The 24,109-nt window shown below is 36.5% G+C and carries 23 protein-coding genes and 1 tRNA gene; 16 read left to right on the forward strand and 8 right to left on the reverse strand.

All coding sequences use genetic code 11. The features are described 5' to 3' along the window. Positions 1–19: 19 nt before the first annotated feature. Positions 20–1,213, forward strand: a complete 1,194-nt coding sequence (sucC, locus tag L1S35_RS09760) for an ADP-forming succinate--CoA ligase subunit beta (protein WP_236400103.1) — start codon at positions 20–22, stop codon at positions 1,211–1,213. A gap of 87 nt (positions 1,214–1,300) precedes the next feature. Beyond that, the gene (locus L1S35_RS09765; protein ID WP_236400105.1) at positions 1,301–2,647 is read left to right on the forward strand and encodes a glycosyltransferase family 39 protein; all 1,347 of its coding nucleotides are present in this window, start codon (positions 1,301–1,303) and stop codon (positions 2,645–2,647) included. 6 nt (positions 2,648–2,653) lie between these two features. Here the strand turns inward: L1S35_RS09765 and L1S35_RS09770 are convergent, their stop codons facing one another. Together L1S35_RS09770 and L1S35_RS09775 are read right to left on the reverse strand one after the other, a co-directional pair. Continuing rightward, positions 2,654–3,406, reverse strand: coding sequence for a glycosyltransferase (locus tag L1S35_RS09770; RefSeq protein ID WP_236400109.1), 753 nt, complete (start codon positions 3,404–3,406; stop codon positions 2,654–2,656). An 8-nt stretch (positions 3,407–3,414) separates the two neighbouring features. Further along, positions 3,415–4,137: a methyltransferase domain-containing protein gene (locus tag L1S35_RS09775; RefSeq protein WP_236400112.1), complete on the reverse strand. Its 723-nt coding sequence runs from the start codon at positions 4,135–4,137 to the stop codon at positions 3,415–3,417. 325 nt (positions 4,138–4,462) lie between these two features. Between L1S35_RS09775 and L1S35_RS09780 the strand changes: the two genes are divergently transcribed. Continuing rightward, positions 4,463–5,746, forward strand: a complete 1,284-nt coding sequence (locus tag L1S35_RS09780) for a citrate synthase (protein ID WP_236400115.1) — start codon at positions 4,463–4,465, stop codon at positions 5,744–5,746. Positions 5,747–5,799: 53 nt separating this feature from the next. On the opposite strand, the gene L1S35_RS09785 is transcribed toward L1S35_RS09780, so the two are convergent. Then, positions 5,800–6,855, reverse strand: a complete 1,056-nt coding sequence (locus L1S35_RS09785) for a bifunctional methionine sulfoxide reductase B/A protein (RefSeq protein WP_236400337.1) — start codon at positions 6,853–6,855, stop codon at positions 5,800–5,802. Positions 6,856–7,064: 209 nt separating this feature from the next. Between L1S35_RS09785 and idi the strand changes: the two genes are divergently transcribed. The 11 genes from idi to L1S35_RS09840 all read left to right on the forward strand — a co-directional run bounded on the left by idi (position 7,065) and on the right by L1S35_RS09840 (position 15,833). Beyond that, positions 7,065–7,592 (forward strand): isopentenyl-diphosphate Delta-isomerase, encoded by a 528-nt coding sequence (idi, locus tag L1S35_RS09790; protein WP_236400118.1) that lies wholly within the window; start codon positions 7,065–7,067, stop codon positions 7,590–7,592. Positions 7,593–7,686: 94 nt separating this feature from the next. Further along, complete coding sequence (locus L1S35_RS09795; protein WP_236400121.1) at positions 7,687–8,097, forward strand: 6-pyruvoyl trahydropterin synthase family protein; 411 nt, start codon at positions 7,687–7,689, stop codon at positions 8,095–8,097. Further along, positions 8,097–8,549 (forward strand): peroxiredoxin, encoded by a 453-nt coding sequence (locus L1S35_RS09800; protein ID WP_236400124.1) that lies wholly within the window; start codon positions 8,097–8,099, stop codon positions 8,547–8,549. The genes L1S35_RS09795 and L1S35_RS09800 overlap by 1 nt, the downstream gene beginning before the upstream one ends. 20 nt (positions 8,550–8,569) lie before the next feature. Then, complete coding sequence (locus L1S35_RS09805; RefSeq protein ID WP_236400127.1) at positions 8,570–9,532, forward strand: type I phosphomannose isomerase catalytic subunit; 963 nt, start codon at positions 8,570–8,572, stop codon at positions 9,530–9,532. Between the two features lie 54 nt (positions 9,533–9,586). Next, positions 9,587–9,853, forward strand: a complete 267-nt coding sequence (locus tag L1S35_RS09810; RefSeq protein WP_136151877.1) for a hypothetical protein — start codon at positions 9,587–9,589, stop codon at positions 9,851–9,853. A gap of 67 nt (positions 9,854–9,920) precedes the next feature. After that, positions 9,921–9,997: transfer RNA gene (locus L1S35_RS09815), tRNA-Thr, on the forward strand. A gap of 300 nt (positions 9,998–10,297) precedes the next feature. Next, positions 10,298–10,777: a nucleoside deaminase gene (locus tag L1S35_RS09820; RefSeq protein ID WP_236400129.1), complete on the forward strand. Its 480-nt coding sequence runs from the start codon at positions 10,298–10,300 to the stop codon at positions 10,775–10,777. Positions 10,778–10,791: 14 nt separating this feature from the next. Continuing rightward, positions 10,792–12,195: an FAD binding domain-containing protein gene (locus L1S35_RS09825; RefSeq protein WP_236400132.1), complete on the forward strand. Its 1,404-nt coding sequence runs from the start codon at positions 10,792–10,794 to the stop codon at positions 12,193–12,195. Further along, on the forward strand, positions 12,192–14,438 hold the full coding sequence (locus L1S35_RS09830; protein ID WP_236400137.1) for a xanthine dehydrogenase molybdopterin binding subunit: 2,247 nt from the start codon (positions 12,192–12,194) through the stop codon (positions 14,436–14,438). The genes L1S35_RS09825 and L1S35_RS09830 overlap by 4 nt, the downstream gene beginning before the upstream one ends. Positions 14,439–14,453: 15 nt before the next feature. Beyond that, positions 14,454–15,212, forward strand: a complete 759-nt coding sequence (gene bla / locus L1S35_RS09835) for a subclass B1 metallo-beta-lactamase (RefSeq protein WP_236400140.1) — start codon at positions 14,454–14,456, stop codon at positions 15,210–15,212. Between the two features lie 57 nt (positions 15,213–15,269). Then, positions 15,270–15,833, forward strand: coding sequence for a DUF4256 domain-containing protein (locus tag L1S35_RS09840; RefSeq protein WP_236400144.1), 564 nt, complete (start codon positions 15,270–15,272; stop codon positions 15,831–15,833). Positions 15,834–15,914: 81 nt separating this feature from the next. Here L1S35_RS09840 and L1S35_RS09845 read toward each other — a convergent pair whose 3' ends face one another. From L1S35_RS09845 to allB, 5 genes are all read right to left on the reverse strand, one after another. Next, entirely contained in the window at positions 15,915–17,249 is a 1,335-nt protein-coding gene (locus L1S35_RS09845; protein WP_236400147.1) for a DUF6986 family protein, read from the reverse strand. 65 nt (positions 17,250–17,314) lie between these two features. Continuing rightward, positions 17,315–18,157: a 2-oxo-4-hydroxy-4-carboxy-5-ureidoimidazoline decarboxylase gene (gene uraD, locus L1S35_RS09850; RefSeq protein WP_236400150.1), complete on the reverse strand. Its 843-nt coding sequence runs from the start codon at positions 18,155–18,157 to the stop codon at positions 17,315–17,317. Positions 18,158–18,164: 7 nt separating this feature from the next. Beyond that, positions 18,165–19,583: a urate hydroxylase PuuD gene (locus L1S35_RS09855; protein ID WP_236400153.1), complete on the reverse strand. Its 1,419-nt coding sequence runs from the start codon at positions 19,581–19,583 to the stop codon at positions 18,165–18,167. Continuing rightward, on the reverse strand, positions 19,583–20,605 hold the full coding sequence (gene alc, locus L1S35_RS09860) for an allantoicase (RefSeq protein ID WP_236400156.1): 1,023 nt from the start codon (positions 20,603–20,605) through the stop codon (positions 19,583–19,585). Before alc ends, L1S35_RS09855 begins: the two co-directional genes overlap by 1 nt. Further along, complete coding sequence (gene allB, locus L1S35_RS09865) at positions 20,587–21,909, reverse strand: allantoinase AllB (RefSeq protein ID WP_236400159.1); 1,323 nt, start codon at positions 21,907–21,909, stop codon at positions 20,587–20,589. Before allB ends, alc begins: the two co-directional genes overlap by 19 nt. A gap of 85 nt (positions 21,910–21,994) precedes the next feature. Here allB and L1S35_RS09870 point away from each other — a divergent pair, with 85 nt between their 5' ends. Then, positions 21,995–22,903, forward strand: coding sequence for an XdhC family protein (locus tag L1S35_RS09870; protein ID WP_236400162.1), 909 nt, complete (start codon positions 21,995–21,997; stop codon positions 22,901–22,903). Then, positions 22,900–24,069, forward strand: coding sequence for a molybdopterin molybdotransferase MoeA (locus tag L1S35_RS09875; protein ID WP_236400165.1), 1,170 nt, complete (start codon positions 22,900–22,902; stop codon positions 24,067–24,069). The genes L1S35_RS09870 and L1S35_RS09875 overlap by 4 nt, the downstream gene beginning before the upstream one ends. The last annotated feature ends 40 nt before the right edge of the window (positions 24,070–24,109 follow it).

A 24,109-nucleotide genomic window follows, 5' to 3' on the forward strand; every position in this document is an offset into this window, starting at 1 on the left:
CACAATCTAACTCATTATTATGAACATACACGAATATCAAGGTAAAGAAATTTTAGCCAGCTATGGCGTTCGAGTTCAACGTGGTATTGTTGCTAACAGCCCGGTAGAAGCTGTGGCTGCTGCAAAACAATTAACAGCAGAAACAGGAACAGGCTGGCACGTTATCAAAGCTCAAATTCACGCAGGTGGAAGAGGAAAAGGTGGTGGCGTAAAATTGGCAAAAAACCTGCAACAGGTAGAAGAACTGTCAGAGCAAATTATTGGCATGATGTTAAAAACACCTCAAACTCCGGCAGAAGGAAAAAGAGTGCACAAAGTTTTAATTGCTGAAGATGTTTATTATCCGGGAGAAAGTGAAACCAAAGAGTTTTATATGTCGGTTCTTTTAAACAGAGCCAAAGCAAGAAACATGATTATGTATTCAACCGAAGGTGGAATGGATATCGAAGAAGTTGCTGAACACACTCCACATTTAATCTTTACCGAAGAAATTGATCCTTCAGTTGGATTGCAGGGTTTTCAGGCACGTAGAATTGCTTTCAATCTTGGACTTTCAGGAAACGCTTTCAAAGAAATGGTAAAGTTTGTTGATTCTTTATATAACGCTTATGTAGGTTCCGATGCTTCCATGTTTGAAATTAATCCGGTTTTAAAAACATCGGATAATAAAATTATGGCTGTTGATGCCAAAGTAAATATTGACGACAATTCCTTGTACCGTCAGGCAAAATATGCTGATATGCGCGACATTCGTGAAGAAAATCCAATTGAAGTTGAGGCCAAAGAAGTTGGTTTGAATTATGTTGACCTTGACGGAACTGTTGGCTGTATGGTTAATGGTGCTGGATTAGCAATGGCAACAATGGATTTGATTAAATATGCAGGTTTTGAACCGGCTAATTTCCTAGACGTTGGTGGAACTGCCGATGCAAAACGTGTAGAAACTGCGTTTAGAATTATCTTGAAAGATCCAAACGTAAAAGCAATTTTGATTAATATTTTTGGTGGAATTGTTCGTTGCGACAGAGTAGCACAAGGTGTTGTTGATGCCTATAAAAATATGGGTGATGCTATAAAAGTGCCAATCATTGTGCGTCTTCAGGGAACCAATGCCGAAATCGCAAAAGAGTTAATTGATAATTCCGGAATGCCAATTTTATCGGCCACACAATTTCAGGAAGCTGCTGACCAAGTTAAAGCTGCTTTGTCATAAAGAAATAAATAGTTTAGAAAAAAAATCCTGAGTTAAAGCTCGGGATTTTTTATTATTTTTCGGCACTATTTTATCAATACCATACAAATGAATACAATTGATTTTTCAATCAAAAGAGTTAACCTTCTTATCATTTTGATTTCATCTTTGATGATGTTTGTTGTTCTTAATCTACCTGTTAAGGCGAAACCTTTTGGCGATGATTTTTCCTTTCACGCTCAGTCTAAAAATCTTGCAGCCTATATAAAAGGAGATATTGCATACAATCAAGTTTATATAACCAAAGCTCCCGGACCAGTAATTTTTTACACGCTGGCCTACCTTTTGGCACCTTCAAATCCTACAGATGACCAGCTATGGATTTTTGCTGTGATGGCTACTTTTATAATTTCTACAGTTAGTTTATTGCTAATTTTTAGGATTGGCTCTAATTTGTTTTCCAAGGAAGTTGGCCTTTTAGCAGTTCTACTCATTTTTATATTTCCGATTCACGCTTATTATTCTTTGGGAATTTTAGCAGAAATCCCGGCTTTCTTCTCATTTTCCGTGGCACTTTATGGTTGGTCTAAAGTATTGCAGAATCCGGATAAAATAAAAGGCTGGATATTATTGACTTTTGGAATTTGGTTTTTTATTTTAAACAGACCAAACGTTATGTTGATACTAGGTTTAGGAATTTTGATACTAATCTATGCCTTTTTTAAAAGAAAGGTTTTTTTTAGAACCTATGGGAAAAAATTAGCTGTAACATTTTGCGTTATTGGATTAATGAGTTATGGAACGCTGCATTTGGCAAAGATAATTACCGGAAAGAATTCGGGTGAAAATCCGGAATCGCTTTTTTATTTTGTGGCTCATCAAGGCAGATTTCAGTTTAGGGATGAACCAACCGATTTTCGTTTTTGGGATAATGATGTAAGAGCAGATAGTAAAGATTATCAAAATTGGGGGAAAAGTGGGACAGAATTATCCATTTTAATGGAAAAAACACATAAATCTTCTAATGAAGTTTATAGAAGCTTTTTGATTAACGATGCGCTTGAACATCCTTTTTTATTTACGAGACAGTTCATAGTTAAATGTATCTTCGGGCATACTTATTTCATCAATAGTGTTAAACCAAAAGATTTTCATATCGGACCTTTTCATGGAGGAGTTCTATATTGGTTTATCATTCTGGTAATAAACTTTGTTAATTTATTACTCATTCTGGGAGCGTTTATCTTTTTATTCAAAGAAAAAAATCTCATGAACTATTGGCTGTTTTGGTCAGTAATTGCGGCCTTATTAATTTTTCATGGATTGACTTATATGGAACCACGATATATGTTTCCGTCGAGAGTGGCTTTATATATAATGAGTGCTGCCGGTTTATACAAAATTAAATGGATTCAAAACAGAGTCAATTCTATTGCTAAATTTGTTTTCCCATAAAGTAGGTTATAATTTATAGTGCAATTTTAACTTGATCAATTCAAATGGAACTTTGAAATAATCACTTAGTTTTATTTTGGAGCCTTTGACATCTTTCCATGTGCTTATAAATTTTTCCTGAGCTATTTCATTGATGTCTGAATTTTTTTGTGTTTGAATAGTTCTGCAAAATAATTCAATATCAAAAAACCATTTAGATATAAATTCTTCTGAAAAGATATCTTTAATAATGGTCGTTTTGAAAAACTTAAAGCCACATTGGGTATCATAAACAGCTGTTTTTAGAACCCAATTGCTAACTACAGTAGCAAAAATTCTACCCAATAAATACCTTATGAATCTTCGCTCTACATTGCCGCCAAGATGTTTTATTCTTGATCCGAAAACAATTTGTTTTTGAGGGTTTTCAAAAACCAGGATAGCGTTTTTTATTTCAAATAATGGTGTAGCTAAATCAGCGTCGAGAAAACCAATAATGTCAAATTTATTTTGGTCAAACATATAGTTAACACCATGTCTTACGGTTTCGGCTTTGCCTATATTTTTTTCATTATTAAGAACATAAACCTGATTTGGAAATTTTACCATAAATTGCTCCAACAGCGTTAAAGTATCGTCTTTACTACCATCGTTTACAAAGCAGAAAAAGTGATTTGGACAAGTTTGTATGTTTTTTTCAAAATCATCAAGACAAATTCTCTTAGCTTCGTTGTAACAAGGGACAACAATACCTATTTTATAACTATTCTTACTATCCATTTTTTGTTTTAAATTTTACCATAAGCTATACAGGTTATACCCATTAATTTGTTTTGAGTCAAATAATTTGCATCAAAACGACATAGTAAGAACAAGATTTTATTCAGAATTGGGGATAAAGGTTTCATATCTGATTTAACTTCTTTGCTCGGAAATAAATTCGATATTTTTCTGCTAAACCAAACTAACGGGAATAAAATTCCATACAGATAATATGTCGAAATAATTGTATAGTTACTATCGAGTAGCACTTTTTTTAATGTTGGAATTGTATACCTTCTGTAATGGCATAAATAGACATCATGAGCCGACCACAAAGACTTAAAGGCAGGGACTGTTATAAAAAAATAATTCTGACCTACTGTATTGGCTCTTATTTCATCAATCATTTTTTTATCGTCCTCTAAATGTTCCAAAACATCCATCATTACCACTAAAGAATCTGAAATATGATTTGGAATCGCTTTTTGCTTGATTAATCTTGTATTAGAAGATTTTTCGATTTCTTCTTCAGAGTATTCGGTATCAATTAAATAACAGTTGTTTATTTTGTCCGGAAATGCTTTTAAAAGTTCCTCAGCAAAAAAACCAGTGCCCGAACCAACATCAATAATATTGTACTTTATGCCCTTTGACAAACTTTCGAAGTAATTCAACAGCGGGATTTTTTTACTTTGATAATACCAGTGTATATTTTGGTCAATACCGCTCGAAATCTCTTTAATGTCCATTTGTTATGATTGATTTATAAATTTTGTAAATATAATATTTTTAATAGATGATAGTTAAGTTTGGATGGTAACTTGACTTAATTAAAAATTGGTTTTTTAAGAGTTAATCATCATTCTGGACAGATACTTAAAAGTGATGAATTTTCCTTTTGGAGTCAGTACATCTTGAGTTGCCATAAGAGTTTCTTAGAAAACATTGGTTATTGATAAAATTTTTATCAAATAATTAACGAAAACGCTACTATATTTCTTTTTTATTTCATTTCGAATTCCCTAAATTTGTTAAATTATTTATTTATCAGATTTAATTCCCTTATTTTATACCATGTCCAAAACAGCAATATTAGAATTTGATGGCAACAAATATGAGTTTCCGGTAATTGTAGGAAGCGAAAATGAAGCAGCTATCGATATCGAAAAACTACGCGCTTTAACAGGTGCAATAACGCTTGATCCGGGTTATAAAAACTCAGGTTCTTGTCAAAGTGAAATCACTTTCCTTGATGGTGAAGAAGGAATTCTTCGTTACCGCGGTTATGCCATTGAAGATCTAGCCGAAAAAGCAGATTTTCTTGAGGTTTCTTATTTAGTGATTTTCGGAGAATTACCAACAAAAAGTCAGTTAACCCAATTTGAAACTGACATCAGAAAATACACTTTGGTAAATGAAGAAATGAAAAACATCATCGATGGTTTTCCAAAAACGGCTCATCCAATGGGTGTTTTGTCTTCGCTTACAAGTGCACTAACAGCTTTTAATCCAAAAGTAGTTAATGTAGAAAACGAAAAAGAAATGTATGAAGCTGTTTGCAAAACCATGGGTAAATTCCTTGTGATTGCAACTTGGACATACAGAAAAATGATGGGTTATCCTTTAAATTATTATGATAACACCATTGGGTATGTTGAGAATTTTATGCAGTTGATGTTTAAATTACCAACCGGACCATATTCACCAAATCCAGTTGTAGTAGATGCTTTAGATAAATTATTTATCCTTCACGCAGATCACGAGCAAAACTGTTCTACCTCTACGGTGAGAATTGTTGGTTCATCACACGCCGGATTATTTGCATCGATTTCTGCCGGAGTTTCGGCACTTTGGGGACCATTGCACGGTGGCGCTAATCAAGCTGTTTTAGAAATGTTGGAAGCCATTCAAAAAGATGGTGGCGATTCAGCGAAATATATGGCGAAAGCCAAAGACAAAGATGACCCTTTCCGTTTGATGGGATTTGGACACAGGGTTTATAAAAACTTTGATCCAAGAGCGCGAATCATTAAAAAAGCAGCCGATGAAGTTTTGAAAGATCTTGGTGTTGATGATCCAATCCTAAGAATTGCAAAAGAATTAGAAGAAGCAGCCTTAGTTGATGAATACTTCGTATCAAGAAAATTGTATCCGAATGTTGATTTCTATTCCGGAATTATTTATCGTGCTTTAGGAATCCCAACCGATATGTTTACCGTAATGTTTGCCATCGGTAGATTACCGGGTTGGATTGCACAATGGAAAGAAATGCGCATCAACAAAGAACCTATCGGAAGACCAAGACAAGTCTATACAGGTTATCCTTTAAGAGAATTCAAAACAGTGGATAATAGATAAATTATTCATTTAAAATAAAAAAACTCCTTGTGCAAACAAGGAGTTTTTTAATATTATTTCTTTTTCAATCTATCTTTAAAGACTTTCTCAAACTTTTCAATCTTGGGTTGAATCACCATTTGACAGTAAGGCTGGTCTTTGTTATTTTCATAATAATTCTGATGATAATCTTTTGCTTTATAAAAAGCCTTAAATGGTTCTAAAGTGGTTACAATTTTACTGCCGTAAACGTTAGCGTTATTCAGTTCGGCAATGATACTTTCAGCCGCTTTCTTTTGTTCTTCATTTGCGTAAAAAATCACCGAACGATATTGTGTTCCCACATCAGCACCTTGACGGTTCAATGTCGTTGGGTCATGAACGGTAAAAAATACTTGAAAAATTTCATCCAAGTTGGTTTTAGTTTTATCGTAAGTAATCTGAACTACTTCAGCAGCACCGGTTCTTCCTGTACAGACTTCTTCATAACTTGGATTGGCAACAGTTCCGCCGGCAAATCCGGATACTACTTTATCGACACCTTCTAACTTTTCATACACAGCTTCAACACACCAATAGCAGCCACCACCAAGTACGATGGACTCTAAATTGCCTTTAGCTACAGTTGCATCAGGAACAAAATCTAATGAAATAGCATTCATGCAGTAACGCTTTCCTGTTGGTTCCGGACCATCATCAAATAAATGTCCCAAATGGCTGTTGCATCTTCCACAGAGTGCTTCTATTCTTTGCATTCCGTAGGAGTTGTCATCTTTAAAAGTAATGCTGTTTTTATTTTCCTGTTCAAAGAAACTTGGCCAGCCACAACTGCTTGTAAACTTTTGGTCAGAACGGAAAAGTTTCAATCCACAAGCTGCACAATAGTAAGTTCCTTTGGCTTCTGAATTCCACATGGTTCCGGTAAAAGCTCTTTCAGTATCCGCTTGACGGGCAACAGCATATAAATCTGGAGATAGTACTTTCTTCCATTCGGCTTCAGACACATTTAATTTTGCGGTATCAGTGTTTGAGTAATACGGATTTTCAGGTTTTGAAATTACATTTTCCATAGCGATGGGTTTTGAAGTTTTGTTTGCTTTATTGTTTGTTTGTCCACAGGCATTTAGCATGAATAGTGGTAACAAAAGTAAAAAGTTAAAAATTGATTTTCGCATAGCTTTATCTTTAATATCTACGGCAAATTTACTACACAATATACGAAGAGAATTGTCGTGTAGTTTACAAAAAGAGGTGTTTTAAGGAAAGTTTAACGGTTGTTCAAAACGTATAATTATGAAGGCTGATTTTTTTTCGTATTTTTGGATGGTTAATAAAAGATATGACAGAAGAACAAGTAATCTTGGTAAACCAACAAGATGAACCTATCGGTTTAATGAACAAACTCGAAGCGCATGAAAAGGCAGTATTGCATCGTGCTTTTTCAGTTTTTGTATTGAATAAGAATAACGAAATCATGTTGCAGCAACGTGCCCATCACAAGTATCATTCACCTTTATTATGGACAAATACCTGTTGCAGTCACCAACGAAATGGAGAAACCAATATCGAAGCCGGAACACGCAGATTGTTTGAAGAAATGGGTTTCAAAACCGAACTCAAAGAACTTTTTCATTTTATTTACAAAGCACCATTTGATAACGGTTTGACCGAGCATGAATTAGATCACGTGATGATTGGTTATTACAATGAAGAACCAATAATAAATAAAGAAGAAGTCGAAAGCTGGAAATGGATGAAAATAGAAGACGTAAAAACCGATATGCTTCAAAATCCGAACATATATACGGTTTGGTTCAAAATAATTTTTGACGAGTTCTATCACTATTTGGAAGAACATAAGATTTAGTTAACCACAAAAGACACAAAGTTATCTTTGATTCTTTTGCTAAACTTTTGTGACTTTTGTGGTTATAAAAGATAAGGCACAAAAGAAATAAATTATGAGAGTAACAGTATCAAGAAAAGCCCACTTCAATGCCGCGCATCGATTGTACCGAAAAGATTGGTCAATGGAGAAAAACGATGCTGTATTTGGTAAATGCAATAATCCAAACTTCCATGGTCATAATTATGAATTAACCGTTTCGGTTACGGGTGAAATAGATCAGAAAACGGGCTATGTTATCGATACCAAAATTTTAGCCGATTTAATCAAAGAGCATATCGAAAATACTTTCGATCATAAAAATCTAAACCTTGATGTTCCTGAGTTTGCTGACTTAAATCCAACTGCCGAGAATATAGTTGTGGTCATCTGGCAAAAACTCAGAAAATATATAGATGCCAATAAAGATTTGGAAATTATTTTATACGAAACACCAAGAAATTTTGTAACCTATAACGGCAATTAATGGCATTAAAAGTAGGAGATAAAATTCCAAATTTTGCTGCCATTGATACTAATGGAGATTTGTTTGACAGCAATGAAGTTATTGGTAAAAAACCTGTCGTAATTTATTTTTATCCAAAAGATGATACTCGTGTTTGCACCGAGCAAGCCTGTTCTTTCCGTGATCAATATGAAGATTTTAAAAGTTTAGGTGCTGAGGTTATAGGCATTAGTAGTGACAGTTTGAAATCACATGTTGCGTTTGCCAATAAATATAATTTACCATTTATTTTGCTCTCCGATTTTGATAAAAAAATTAGAAAAGCATTTGGTGTTCCCAACGATTATCTCGGACTAATTCCGGGAAGAGCCACTTATGTTGCCGATAAAAAAGGAATTGTTAAGTTAATTTTCGACAGTACTTCGGGTAAAATTCATATCGAAAAAGCGCTCGAAATTTTAAAAACTATGTAAGTTTGCCCAATATGACGTTAATGAAATTATATCCGCTACAATTTGAACCTTTTTTTAAAGAAAGAATTTGGGGTGGAACCAAATTAAGAACAGAACTCAACAAACCCATAACTTCTGATTTGACAGGAGAAAGCTGGGAAATTTCAGCCGTTGAAAATTTTGTGAGTATTATTGCCAATGGCACTTTTAAGGGAAAATCATTAAACGAATTAATCAACGAATTTCCTGAAGCTATATTGGGAATAAACGTTTTTACCCGTTTTGGTAAAAAATTCCCTTTGCTTTTTAAATATTTAGATGCCCAAAAAGACTTATCGATTCAAGTTCATCCCGATGATGCTTTAGCTCAGAAGCGCCACAATTCTTTCGGTAAAACCGAAATGTGGTATGTGATGCAAGCCGATGCTGATGCAAGATTAATTGTTGGCTTCAAAGAAAAATCGTCACCTGAAGAATTTATTCAAAACCTGAATGGAAAAACCTTACTCGATATTCTTGATACCAAAAAAGTGAATCAAGGAGATGTTTTCATGTTGGATACAGGAACAATTCACGCTATTGGTGCAGGAACTGTAATAGCCGAGATCCAGCAAACTTCAGATATTACATATCGTGTTTATGATTTTGATAGAGTAGATGCTAACGGAAATGCCCGCGAACTGCATATTGATTTAGCTTTAGATGCTTTGAATTATGATAAGATAGAAGCACAACGATTCTATTCTAAAACCGAAAATATTTCTAATGAAGTTGTCAATTGCCGCTATTTCACAACTAATTTTATTCCGCTTGACGGAAATTTAAATACTCATAAAAATCAATCTTCGTTCACGGTTTATATGTGTGTCGATGGCGATTTTAGGCTAACCGTTGATGGAGAAAACTATACTTATAAAAAAGGAGATACCATTTTGCTGCCGGCTGCTTTGACTGATTTTCAGTTTTCTGGAAAAGCATCTATCCTAGAAATTTATATTTCGTAGTTTGTTTTCTAAAGATTTAGTGTAATTTTGCACCGAATTTTAAAAATAAAGAAAATGCCAAGTGTTAGAAATTTAAAGAAAGATATTAACTTCGTATTAGGTGATATTATTGAAGCGGTTTACATTTATGAAATGACCACTACCGGAAAGCCATCTGATAAAACAAACGCTATCATTGATGAAGCTATCACGTCTTTCGACGGTTTGATCGAAAAAGTTAATGCTAAGAATGTAGAAAATAAAAAAGCGCATTTCAAACAAATTAATGCAGATTTAGAACAAACTGCAAATCAATTGGTTGAAAAAATCAACGCACTTTAATAGAAAAAAGTTGAGAAATATTTTGGAGAATTAATTTTCACTTCTATATTTGCACAACTAATGAGACGCCAGCATAGCTCAGTTGGCTAGAGCAGCTGATTTGTAATCAGCAGGTCGTGGGTTCGAGTCCCTCTGCCGGCTCCAAATGAAACCGCTTCGTTTATTCGAAGCGGTTTTTGTTTTATATGAATTTGGGACGAGAAGTTTATCCCGAACTTGTTTCGGGAAGTCCCTTTGCCGGCTCCATAAAAAGGAAAGCATTTTGCTTTCCTTTTTATGGAATAAATTGCCATCACTGAATTGCCATCACTTTCAAGTGATGGTTTTCTTTTTTAAGAAAGTAAGATTAAAAAACTTTTTTTGAAAACCATTTCAATTCGTATCTTTATTGGCTTCAAAATTTTGAAAGCAGCTAAAAATTATATTAAATAGTATTACAGAAATATGTGTTCAACAAAGCAAAGTGAATTTATGACAGAAGCGATTCGGCTTTCTATCGAAAATGTGAAATCAGGAAAAGGCGGACCGTTTGGTGCTGTTATTGTCAAAGACGGAAAAATAATTGCGCATGGCGCGAATAGCGTAACTTCAACTAATGACCCAACAGCTCATGCCGAAGTAGTAGCCATTAGAAATGCCTGCAAAGCTTTGGGAAGTTTCCAATTAGATGGTTGCGAAATCTACACCAGTTGTGAACCTTGTCCTATGTGTTTGGGAGCAATCTATTGGGCTCGACCGGACCGAATGTATTTCGCCAATACCAAAAAAGACGCAGCCAATATAAACTTCGATGACCAGTTCATCTACGAAGAATTAGAATTGCCCTATCAAAACCGTAAATTGGAAACCATCCAGATGATGAACGAAGAAGCTTTAGAAGCCTTCAAACTTTGGTCAGAAAGTATCGGTAAAATCGAATATTGATTTCTAAATTCCCTATGATTCAATTTATATTAAATAACCAACTTATCAAAACCGACAAGCCGGCACATACAACATTGCTGGATTTTGTTCGTTATGATGAAAATTTACGCGGGACAAAAATTGGTTGCCGCGAAGGTGATTGTGGTGCTTGTACTGTTTTAATCGGTACAATGAAAGATGGGAAACTCGAATATATGAGTGCTACTTCCTGCTTAACGCCATTACCAAACATTCACGGAAAACACGTCGTTACCGTTGAAGGTCTGAATTTGCCAAACAAATTAAACCAAGCGCAACAAGCAATGGTCGATTGTTCCGGAACGCAATGCGGTTTCTGTACGCCGGGTTTTGTAAACTCCATGTGTGGCTATGCGTTGACTTGCGTCGAACCAACAGTAGAAAGCGCGATTAGTGCTATTGATGGGAATATTTGTCGTTGCACTGGTTACAAAACCATAGAAAGAGCTTCTGCTCAATTGGCTAACAAATTGGTTTCAAAAGATAAAAGCAATCCAATGGATTGGCTCGTTGCTAACGAATTTGTTCCCGATTATTTTTTAGATATTGAAGAAAGAATAAAATCAATAAAAACTGAAACATACAACTCAAATGGGGTGACACCAATTGGTGGTGGAACTGATTTATATGTTCAGAAGCATGACGATTTGCACGAATACGATTTGGATTATCTGTTTGATAAAAGTGAATTAAACGGAATTTCTTTCGATGGAAATACTTGTATCCTAAAATCGGCAACTACGGTTACGGATTTGATGGAAAACAAAAGATTACTTGAAACAATTCCGAATTGGTATAAACACCTGAAACTACTTTCATCAACACCAATCCGAAACATCGCAACCATAGCCGGAAACATTGCCAATGGTTCGCCAATTGGTGATTTTACCATCATTCTTTTGGCAATGAAAGCAGAATTAACATTGACAAATAAAGACAATGTTTCAAGAAAATTAATGCTGAAGGATTTTTATACAGGCTATAAAACATTCGATAAAAAAGCAGACGAAATAATCACCGAAATCGCTTTTGAACTTCCGGTAAACGGAACAAAATTCAATTTTGAGAAAGTCTGCAAACGACAATATTTGGATATAGCCAGCGTGAATTCGGCAATCTCAGTTACTACTAATGGAAATACAATCACAGAAGTTCATGCCTCAATGGGTGGAGTAGGACCAATTCCAAAATATCTGGCGAAGACCGTAGCATTTTTGACAAACAAATCAATTTCGGTTTCCGTAATAAAAGAAGCAGAACAAATTTTGCAATCCGAATTATCGCCAATCAGTGATGCAAGAGGTACAGAAGCATACAAAAGATTATTGGGAAGACAATTGTTTTTCGGACATTTCATCGAACTTTTCCCTGAAACCATAAAAATGGAGGACTTGCTATGATTAATATAGATGCACATAATCACGTAAAAGGGAAATCCATTTACCTTGATGATATACAGGAAGTCCATGGCACTTTGTATGCGCTTCCATTCGATTCGAATGTGGCTCATGCTAAAATCAAAAAGCTCGATTTGGATGCTGCTTTAAAAAGCCACGGAATTGTTTCAATTATTACAGCTAAAGATATTCCGGGTCAAAATCAAATTGGCGGAATATTTCCGGATGAACCTTTATTGGCAGAAGGCGAAGTTCATTTTCGTGGACAGGTTATAGCTATTATCGTTGGAACATCAGAACATCATTGCCGTCAGGCCTCAAAATTAATCAAAGTCGATTATGAAGAATTGCCAATAATTGTCGATCCAAGAATCGCTCAAGCGCAAGACAAACTGATTATGCCACCGAGACAATTCAAACTCGGAGACACAGCTTCAGCTTGGGCACAATGCGATTATGTTTTTGAAGGCAGAAGCGACGTCAACGGTCAGGAACATTTATACATAGAAACACAAGGTGCTTACGCCCGCCCAAAAGAAGACGGAAGTATTATCATATCGTCATCTACTCAAGGTCCAACTGCCGTGCAAAGAATGGTGGCTCAGGTTTTGGGAATTCCAATGCACAAAGTCGAAATCGATACGGTCCGGCTTGGCGGAGGTTTTGGAGGGAAAGAAGACCAAGCAACACCTTGGGCAGTTATGGTAGCTTTGGCTTGTCAGATTCTGCACAAACCTGTAAAAATGTCGATGCATCGAATGGATGATATGCGAATGACCGGAAAACGTCATCCGTATTCAGCTGATTTTAAAATAGGTTTAGATAAAGATTTAAAAATCATAGCTTACGAAGTAACGCATTACCAAAATGCAGGAGCTGCAGCCGATTTATCGCCGGCGGTTATGGAACGAACCTTATTCCATTCGACCAATGCGTATTTTATTCCGAATGTGATTGCAAAAGCGTACAGTTGTAAAACCAATCTGCCTCCAAATACCGCTTTCCGTGGATTTGGTGGTCCACAAGGAAAATTCGTAATCGAAGCAGCTATTGTAAAAGCTGCCGAAGCCTTGGGTGTAAGCCCGGCATTGATTCAGAAAGCGAATTTGGTAAAAGATGGAGATGAATTATCGTATGGTCAAATTTTGCAACAGGTTGAAGCGAAAAATACATGGGAAACCTGTATGAAAAGCTACGATTACGAAGCACAAAAAAATAGGGTAGAATCGTTCAATAAAGTTAACACCCGTTTCAAAAAAGGATTGGCAGTTCAGCCAATTTGTTTCGGGATTTCGTTTACCAATACGATGATGAATCATGCACGTGCTTTGGTTCACATCTATCACGACGGAAGTGTTGTGGTAAGTACAGGTGGCGTTGAAATGGGGCAGGGTTTGAATACCAAAATGCTTCAGATTGTTGTTGAGACTTTAGGTATTAAAGCCGATAAGGTACGATTGGAATCAACCAATACCTTACGTGTTGCCAATACATCACCAACAGCAGCAAGTGCCGGAGCCGACCTTAACGGAAAAGCTTTGTTAATGGCTTGTAACGCTTTGTTAGAACGATTAAAAGCGGTTGCCCAAAAAGAATACACTGACCAGATTATTGAAATCAAAGACGAAATGGTGTATGCCAATGAAACCAAAACCGAAATGAGTTGGAAGGATTTGATCCTAAAAGCGTTTACCCAACGTGTCGCGCTTTCTGAAAATGCGCATTACGCTACGCCAACCATTCATTACGATAAAACCAAAGAAAAAGGACATCCGTTTGCGTATCACGTTTACGGAACTTCCATCCACGAGGTTACGGTAGATTGCCTAAAAGGAACATACGAATTCGACAGCATCAATATTGTTCACGATTTCGGAAAAAGTATGAATAAGGATATTGACAATGGTCAGATTGAAGGTGGATTGGTTCAGGGAATTGGCTGGATGACTTTGGAAGAAATCATCTATAATGACCAAGGAAGATTGGTTTCAAATGCATTATCGACCTATAAAGTTCCGGATATTTATTCGGTGCCAAAAGTGATTAACATCCAACATTTAGAAACCGAAGGTCACGAACTTGCAATAAAAAAATCAAAAGCAGTAGGCGAGCCGCCATTGATGTATGGAATCGGAGCTTATTTTGCAATCAGAAATGCTGTAAAAGCGTTTAATCCAAATGCAGATTTGGCTGTAAATGCACCTTATACTCCGGAAAAAGTTTTGATGGATTTGTATAAAGAATAGTTATCGGAAATTTTTATGAAGGGCATTATCAAATTGTTATTGGCAACTATAATCTGCATTATTACTATTTGTTGCAATGATAACAAGAAGCAACAATTTAAACCTGCTGAAGTTTATAAATCCAATGACTTGGTCATCGTCCAAATTGCACAAAATTCATATTTGCATACCTCATTCAAGCAAACTGAAGATTTTGGAAATGTACCTTGCAACGGTCTAATCGTCAGAAATGGAGATGAAGCTATAGTTTTCGATACACCTGTTACTGACGTAACTGCTCAAGAATTAATAAAATGGGTAAAAGATTCGATACATTGTAAAATAAATGCCATTGTTCCAACCCATTTTCACGATGATTGTTTGGGAGGATTGAAAGCATTTCATGAAAACAATATTCCTTCTTATGCTTATTTCAAATCTATAACACTAGCAAAGGAAAATAATATGACTGTGCCTAAAAACAGTTTCAAGGATACACTTCTATTAAAAATAAATAGAGAAAATTGTATTGTTACTTTTTTTGGAGAAGGGCATACTAAAGATAATGTAGTAGGTTTTTTTCAGAGCGACAACATATTATTTGGTGGATGTCTTATTAAGGAAGTTAATGCCAATAAAGGATATTTAGGAGATGCCAATGTTGCGGATTGGTCAAATACGGTTAGTAAAATTAAAAAGCACTATCCGAACATTAAAATTGTTGTTCCTGGACATGGAGCTTATGGAGATGCAAAATTACTTGATTATACGGTCAATTTGTTTAAACCGCAGTAGACTTTCAGAGAGATTGGAAATCCTATAATTCAGGCAGATAATTAAATTATTATGATCATGGCAAATAAAAAGCAATTATCACCGGAACATTCCTCAGCACTTCTTGAAGTATTGAAAGAGCGTTTTGACAAAAACAAAAACCGTCATCCGGATGTAGATTGGGCTAAAGTTCAGTCAAAGCTAGAAGCCAATTCTGAAAAACTTTGGTCACTCAACGAAATGGAAAGAACAGGAGGTGAGCCTGATGTTGTTGGTTACGATGCAAAGACAAACGAATATATTTTTTATGATTGTTCTGCCGAAAGTCCAAAAGAGCGAAGAAGCATTTGTTACGACCAACAAGCATTAGACTCAAGAAAAGAATTTAAACCAAAAGATAGCGCTATGAATATGGCAGCTGAAATGGGAACTGAAATCTTAACCGAAGAACAATATAGAGAACTGCAGCAATTGGGAAACTTTGATTTGAAAAGTTCTAGTTGGGTAAAGACTCCGGCTGATATCCGAAAATTAGGTGGTGCACTTTTTTGTGATCGGCGTTACGATACTGTTTTTGTATATCATAATGGAGCCGAATCGTATTATGCTTCCAGAGGATTTCGAGGATTATTAAGAGTTTAATAAAACATAAAAACCGCAACATTACTGCTGCGGTTTCTTTTTATTTATAAGTCAACTGCGACTGAAAACTGCGACTGACCACTATTTCCCAGCTCTGTTCTCTAATATCTTCTTAAACGAACGACCTCTGATTTCATCTAAAGTCAAGCCTGTTACCAAAACTTCTTCTTCGGTAATCGCACCACTGTTCAAGGCACGAAGGAAATAATTTAGCAATCCTTGTCCGGTAGCGGCATCATCAAATACATCACCAATCAAAGTCGCACGTGCTGCCTTTTCAACGAAAGTTTTTAAACGGTCAACGGCATCGTCGTAGCTTTCCAAAAAGAAGGCATACACAGCCGCATAACGCATTGGGAACTGAGCCGGATTCAAATCCCAACCCTGATAATAACCATTCCATAACGAGTGGCGAATGTGGTCGTATCCTTTTTTCCAGGCTCTGTGAACCACTTCCATGTTTTCTTTTTCCTGTTGCGGAGTCAAGTCACCACGATGTGGACCAATAGGCATCGTATTCGTAGCACCATCGCTCAACCAGATTCCTGTATGAGCTAAGGCAACTTTGGTTACATGATGTGCAAAATCGCAAACAGGATGATCCATTTCCTGATATTTTGCCGTGATGCTGCAGCTTGCTGTATAATCATATGTTCCGAAGTGCATCGCAATGCAACGACCTTGTGCCGCTTTGATGAATCGGTATAATGGGTTAGTTCCGGCAATATCCATAATGGCTTGCGTAGTTTCGACCATCATTTCCATTTTCAAAGTTCCTTTTACCATACCTAACTCTTCTTCCAAAATGGTAAAGAAATTTGCCAGAGTTTCCGGTTGCTCCGGAATCGTAACTTTTGGCAACATCACTACAAAATTGTCCGGTAATTTTCCGCCGGTTTCTTTTACTAAAGTGGTTATGAAAATGTCTAAAGTCTTCAACCCTCTTTCTCTCATTTCTTCTGTAAATGGTTTGATACGGATACCAATAAATGGTGAAAGCGTGTGGTCTTTCATTCCTTTAGCAACTTCTTTGGCAGCAGTTTCGGCAGTTGCATCTTCTTCTTCATTACTTCTGTTTCCGAAACCATCTTCAAAATCGATACGAAAATCTTCAATCGCTTCCGATTTTAATTTGGCTACCACCTTGTCATAAATCTTTTTGCTGAAATCATTGCCGCCAGTAAGGCCAAAAGCTTTACCGAAAACTTCGTGGTTTGGCGCATAGGTTTCTAATATTTCTAAAGCGCGATGTCCCAAGGTAATCGGCGCATCCGATTTGAAAAGGTTCGCACCGCCATACAAAGTATGTACAGGCTGACGGTCGCTTCGGTCACCCGGATATATTTCGTTGAAAGTCGAATTGGCTTTGCTTAAACTGTTGAATAATTGTTCTTTTTTATTTGCCGGTATTGTCATAATAATTGTGAATTTTCTATTTCTTAATCTAACTATCTAAGAAGTCTAACAATCTAAAAATCTATTTAGCTGCCTCTATAAGTACTATATCCAAAAGGATTAATCAACAAAGGCACATGATAATGTGTTTCGTCAAAAGTGCTGAAAATGATTTCTACTTTTGGATAAAAGGTTTTTTGTCCTGAATAATATTTTCCGGTATCAAAAACCATTTTATAGGTATCTGGTTTTAGATTTCTTTCTTGTGCCAATAAATCCGGAATTCTACCGTCAGCATTAGTAATGCCTTGCGTGATGGTTTGCCATGTATTATTTCTGAAAGCTTGTAATCGGATTGAAATGTCTTTCCCTGGAATCCCTGTTGAAGTATCTAAAACGTGTGTGGTGATTTGGCTTACTTTAAGGAAACTAAAATCGCTGTCAGGTAACATTTTTTTGAAACGGATGATAGAGATTTTCTGCTGTTCGCCCATTGCGATGTGTAGTTCTTCTTCGGCTGTATTTTGCAAACGGTCATTCAATAAAGCCAACATTTCAGTTGCTGATTTTCCGGTAGCGCATACAATAAAAATGAATCCGTTTTTGTTTTCATAATCCGTATTGGCTTTCGCCAAAGCTTCAATGGTTTCAGAAGTAGCCACGGCAACTCCGGCTTGTTCTTTTCCGGCAAACTTTTCGGTTAAGCTTTTTACATCGCCAATTTTTGGATGATGGGTGAATGATTCTCTCCAATCCGCTTCGCCACATTCATCATACCAAATTTTGGAAGACAAATCCACTAACTGTTTTTCGGAAACAAAAGGGAAGTGCTTCATCATGGCATCTGCCCATTTTTCAGAACCACAACAAGCAAATAGTTCTTTCCTTGCGGTTTCTTCTGGTAAAGTATTAAATGCTAATAAATTCATATCGTCATTATTTTAGGCTTGCACCTTGTTCAATCCAACACCGAATCATATTTCGTTCTTCTTCGGTGATATTTGTTTTGTTGTTCTGAGGCATTGTTTTAGTCACCACAACACGCTGCATGATTAAATCCCTTTTGTTGTAAATATCCTGAGGCGTATCATATTTTACGCCGTTTGGAGCTGTTTTATAGACATCATCCGTTGGTGTAGCCGAGTGACATTGGGTACAACGTTTTTGGATAATTTCATTTACTTCTATAAAGGTAACTTCTTTTTTACATTCATACGGATTTGTACTTGGTGCTGAAATAAAGCATGCAGCTAATAAAATTACAACTGAAACAGGTAAAATCCAAACGTTGAGGTTTTGTTGTTCTTTTAAGTTCAGATAGTGTTTTACACCGGCAGCGCCCAAAGAAATTATTGCTAACATCAACCAAGGATATTCATAACCAAAGGTAGACGGAAAGTGATTACTCACCATCACAAACAGAACAGGCAATGTAAAATAGTTATTATGTAATGAACGCGCCAAGGCTTTTTTACCCAAACTCGGATCTAACGGAATCCCCAATTTGGCACAACGCACCATTTCTTTTTGTCCCGGAATAATTACAAAGAACACATTGGCAACCATTATTCCTCCAATCATCGCTCCAAAATGAATATAAGCTGCGCGGGCACTGAATACATGACAGTAAAACCAAGCAAACAATATCAGGAAAGCAAATCCAACCAAAGCAAACGCCAATTGATTTTTGATTAAGGAAGATTTGCACATCTTATCATAAATAATCCAAGCCACCACGAATGAACTCACTCCAATAAGGATTCCTTCGGTAGCTGTTATGTCCAGAATATTTTTGTCAATTAAAAATGCGGAAGCATTGAAATAATATACCACAAACAGCAGACAAAAACCAGACAGCCAAGTAAAATAAGCTTCGTATTTAAACCAATGCAGGTGTTTCGGAATTGTCTTTGGCGCGATTTTATATTTCTCTAAATAATAAAATCCGCCACCGTGAACAGCCCAGAGGTTTCCGGCTAATTCATCGCGTACATCTTCTGTTCTGTTTAAAGCATTTTCTAAAAACACAAAATAGAACGAAGCACCAATCCATGCAATTCCAAAGGTAATGTGCATCAATCGGATAACAATGTTCAACCATTCCATCATGTGCGCTTCTAACGGCGTTCCTTCAACTAAAATATAGGTGTTGACTAAAATCCCAACAATCATCAGTAGCATTCCAACATAAATATAATTCATGCTGGTGTTTCTGATATCGGCATCGCCTTCAGGATTTTTTTGGTTTTTGCCTTTTAAAAAGCCTGATATTTTGTATGACATATAGCCCAGCGTAACCAGTACACCGAAATACAATACATACAAAACGATTATGACAAATGTTCCTACTGACACTATTTACTGATTTTACCAAACAATCTCAAACGACTTATTCCTCCGTCAGGGAAGATATTTAATCTAACGTGGGTAATCGGTTGGTGAGCGTTTATTTCTTTTACAAATTCATGTTCATTGTCAGCGCTTAATTTTTGTTGCGGTAACAAAGTTTGCCAATCGCCATTATTAATGACGGCTTCGTCATTATCGCTTGAGCAACATTCAATCGAACAACTATCAGGATAATTTCCTTTGAAATGACAAGTATCCACAATGATTCTTTCTACCGTTCCTTTGTGTGCTAATTTTACAATAACCCAATCGCGGTTGTTTGGAGTTCGATTACGTTTAGTTTCCCAACCATCGCCCATATTGGCGCCACGATTTGGCATAATTAGATTGCTCATCGCGCTAAAGAACATATCGTTGCAGGCAAGAGATTGTCCTCCGTTTGTAGCCGCAGCTAAATCGATAGTGTCATTTGCTGAAACCGCATCCCAGTTTTTGAATACTTCTCCATAAACTCTGAAACGGGCCACGCCGCCATCAGGATAAATATGTAGTCGTAAATGGGTAAAGATTTCATCGCTTTGACATTCATAAAAATTCTGTGAACCTGCATCTAAATGAGATTTTGGCAGGATTTCTTTCCATGCTACATTTTCCCAATCGGTTACACTTTCAGGATTTGTGATATTCACCGCTTCAATCGAAGCATGTGGAGGGTGATTTCCCAAAAAGAAATTGGTATCGATATCAAAACCGGCAATCTTTCCTGAAACGCCCAATTGAATTACAGCCCAATCGTGTCCCGGAGTTCTCTTTCTGCGGCTTTCCCAGCCGTCCATCCATTTTCCTCTGTCGGTGTATTTATCGTGTATAAATATGCCTCGTGTTGGCAGAATTAAATTTTCTTTTTCGGCAAAAAAATCATCGGTAGCATATAAAACTTTTCCGCCTAATCGCGCTGCGGCTAAATCAGTTAGTGTTGTAAATGCTGGTGATTCTTTGATAATCTCGGTTACTTTTGCAAAAGCCATTGTCCTTTATTTTTGTTTTGTAGTGATTTGTTTCGATAAACAGTCGCACCGTTTACTATAGTTTCAAGCACTTTACCGTTTAAGCGGGTTGCAATATATGGACTTATTTTATATCTAAAAAAAATGTCTTCGGGTTTTGCTAAATCGATTGCGTCAGGATTCCATATTACAAAATCGGCATCATTACCGATTTTTATTGTTCCTTTGGTTGAAGATTTAATAAAACTTGCTGGTTTTGAAGTTACTAGTGGAATAAATTGTTCCAATGACATAGTTTCTTTTAAAGCTGTCCATGAAGCTGTCAATAGAAATTGAATGCCTGCAATTCCTCCCCAGGCTTTTCTTAAATTGCCGCTTTCCATTTCTTTGATGTTTGGCGGAGCAGGTGAGTGGTCGGTTGTGATAAAATCTAAAACCCCTGAAATAAAAGCTTTTTTCAACTGTTCATTGTTTGTTTTTTCCCGAATTGGCGGCGCACATTTGTATATGCAGTTTCCGTCAGGAATGTCTTCGGCATTAAAGAAGATATATTGTGTACAGGTTTCGGCTGTAATTGGCAATCCTTCTTTTTTAGCAGCTTCAATCATTGCTAATGCTTCCGCAGATGCTACGTGAACGATATGAATCGGGCAATTGTGTTTTCGGCACATTCTAATCATCAAATCAATCGCATCATTTTCCCATTTCTTTGGACGACTTGCCAGATAATGTTGGTAGCTTGTCGGATTAGTATCGAAATCACAATCAATTTCAGTATCGTATAATTCACAATGCGCCAATAACGGAATATTGTGTCTGGCTATAATCGGCATGGCTTCATCCAAATCTTTTTCGGTAACATTCGGAAATTCATCAATACCTGAATGTGTCAGAAAACATTTCACACCAACAACTCCTGCCTGAATCAACGATTCTAAATGAGAAGCATTTCCCGGAATCAATCCGGCATAAAATCCAACATTGACATTCATCTTACCTTTTGAAGCTTCTATTTTTTGATTAAAAGCATCTAAAGTTGTCGTTACCGGACTTGCATTCAAAGGCATGTCAATTATTGTAGTAGAACCACCAGCGGCTGCAGCCTGAGTTGCGGTTTCAAAACCTTCCCATTCGGTTCTTCCCGGTTCGTTTATATGAACGTGTACATCAATAACTCCGGGCATAATCAGTGCCTTGCCATAATCTTCAGCATCAGCTGATTTGTTGAAATCGATAGCGGTAATTCCGTAGTTAAAAGTAATGGTAGCGGGTTGTAGTTTATTGTCAACCCAAACGCGACTGCTGTATATTTTTCTTTCCTGCACTGTTTTTTATTTTGGATTTACCCGAAAGGCAAACATACAAACTTAAGGATAAAAAGTTAATTTTGGTAAATCAGAAACGATATAAATGGTTTTAGATTTTTATAAAAAAGTAAAAGAAGTTCTCCAATCCGAAAAGCGATTGGTGCTGATGATTGTTATTGCCAATGAAGGCAGCAGTCCGGGACGAAAAGGGTTCAAAATGCTGATAACCAAAAACCAAATGTACGGAACCATTGGCGGCGGAATCATGGAGCATAAGCTGGTAGAATTCGCCGAATCACTTTTGGATAAACCAAGCTTCGAGCCTTTTTTAAAGCATCAGATTCACGATAAATCAGCACCAAAGGACCAATCGGGAATGATATGTTCAGGGCAGCAGACGATTGCCTTTTATGATGTTACAGTTCAATTTCTTCCATTAGTTAATCAAATTATAACCGAAGAAAATTTCGAGATTACTTATAATAATCACGGAATTAATGTTTTTGCTGAAAATACAGAATGGAGTTTTACCGAAACCAATTCACTAACCGAGAAAGTTTATATAATCGGCGGTGGTCACGTTGGTTTGGCATTAAGCGAAACACTCTCCAAATTAGATTTTGAAATTCATATGCTCGATCATCGTGAGAATCTCAATACGATGGAGCAAAACCATTTTGTGCAATCAAAACAAACTGTAGCATTTGAAGAAATCGAAAATTATATTCCAGAAGGCAGCAATGTTTATTTGGTTATCATGTCTTTCGGATATCGAACAGACGATATTATAATCCGACAATTAATCAACAAAGATTTTAAGTATATTGGGTTATTAGGAAGTAAAGAAAAGATTGCCACTTTGTTTCAGAACATGATTGCCGATGGTTTTGATAAAGAAAGAATCGCCCGAGTTTATGCACCAATTGGTATCGATATCAAAAGTGAAACGACTCAGGAAATCGCAATTAGCGTAGCGGCACAATTAATTAGAGTTAAAAATCAAAACCGATGATTTCGCCACAGAAAGCTTTTGCAATACTTGATGAATTAGATTACTCCAAAAGAGTAGTGGAGCTTTCGTTGCCGGAAGCACGGAATCATATTTTGGCAGAAACGGTTTTTTCGCCCATCAATATGCCGCCTTTTCGTCAAGCCACGATGGATGGTTTTGCTGTTTGTCTGCACAATTCGTTGCAGTATGAAATTGTAGATGAAGTGAAAGCAGGTGACTTTTACACATCAGAATTAAAACCCGGGCAAGCCGTCAAGATATTTACAGGTGCTGCTGTTCCCAATTCGGCGCAGGCTGTTATTCAGATGGAGAAAGTTACTGTCGATGATACTAATTTGTTGCTTCAGGAGAACATAAATCCAGAAACTAATGTTCGTCAGCTTGGTGCACAAATTACTAAAGATGCCATTGCTTTGGGAGAAGACACATTCTTAAACCCGGCAGCCATTGGCTTTTTAACCGGATTGGGTTTTACAAAAGTGAAAGTCTGTCAAAAACCAAAAGTTGGAATTGTTGTTACCGGAAACGAGTTGATTTCGGCAGGTGAAAATCTGACAGACGGGAAAGTATATGAATCTAACGCAATAATGCTGCAAACGGCTTTATTTGGTGCAAATTTCAATGTAATTTCTAATTACAGAGTTAACGACGATTTTGAAAACACAAAAATCACTTTGAAAAATGCAATCAATGAAAATGATGTTGTATTAGTTTCGGGCGGAATTTCGGTTGGTGATTATGATTTTGTGGGTAGTGCTCTGAATGCTTTAAACGTTGAAACACTGTTTTATAAGGTGAACCAAAAACCCGGAAAGCCATTGTTTGCTGGAAAATTGGGTAACAAAATAATTTTTGCCTTACCGGGAAATCCGGCAGCAAGTCTGACTTGTTTTTATGTGTATGTGTTGCCGACACTTCAAAAACTTTCTGGTTTTGACGCTGTTTATGGTTCAAAACTGATAAAGAGTTTAGCGCATGATTTCACGGTTGATAATCCGCGAAGTCAGTTTTTAAAAGCCTCGATTATTGATGATGAGGTTACTGTTTTGCCGCATCAGGATTCGGGCATGCTCAATTCTTTTGCGCTTGCCAATGCTTTGGTTTATGTTCCAAACGGAAATTACCAACTGCTAAAAGGCGATAAAGTTTCGGTTTATCTTATCTGAAAACATAATTGTAGTTATATTTACGGTTCGTTAATTTTTT

The sequence above is a fragment of the Flavobacterium anseongense genome (genome assembly GCF_021608185.1).
GTDB lineage: Bacteria > Bacteroidota > Bacteroidia > Flavobacteriales > Flavobacteriaceae > Flavobacterium > Flavobacterium anseongense.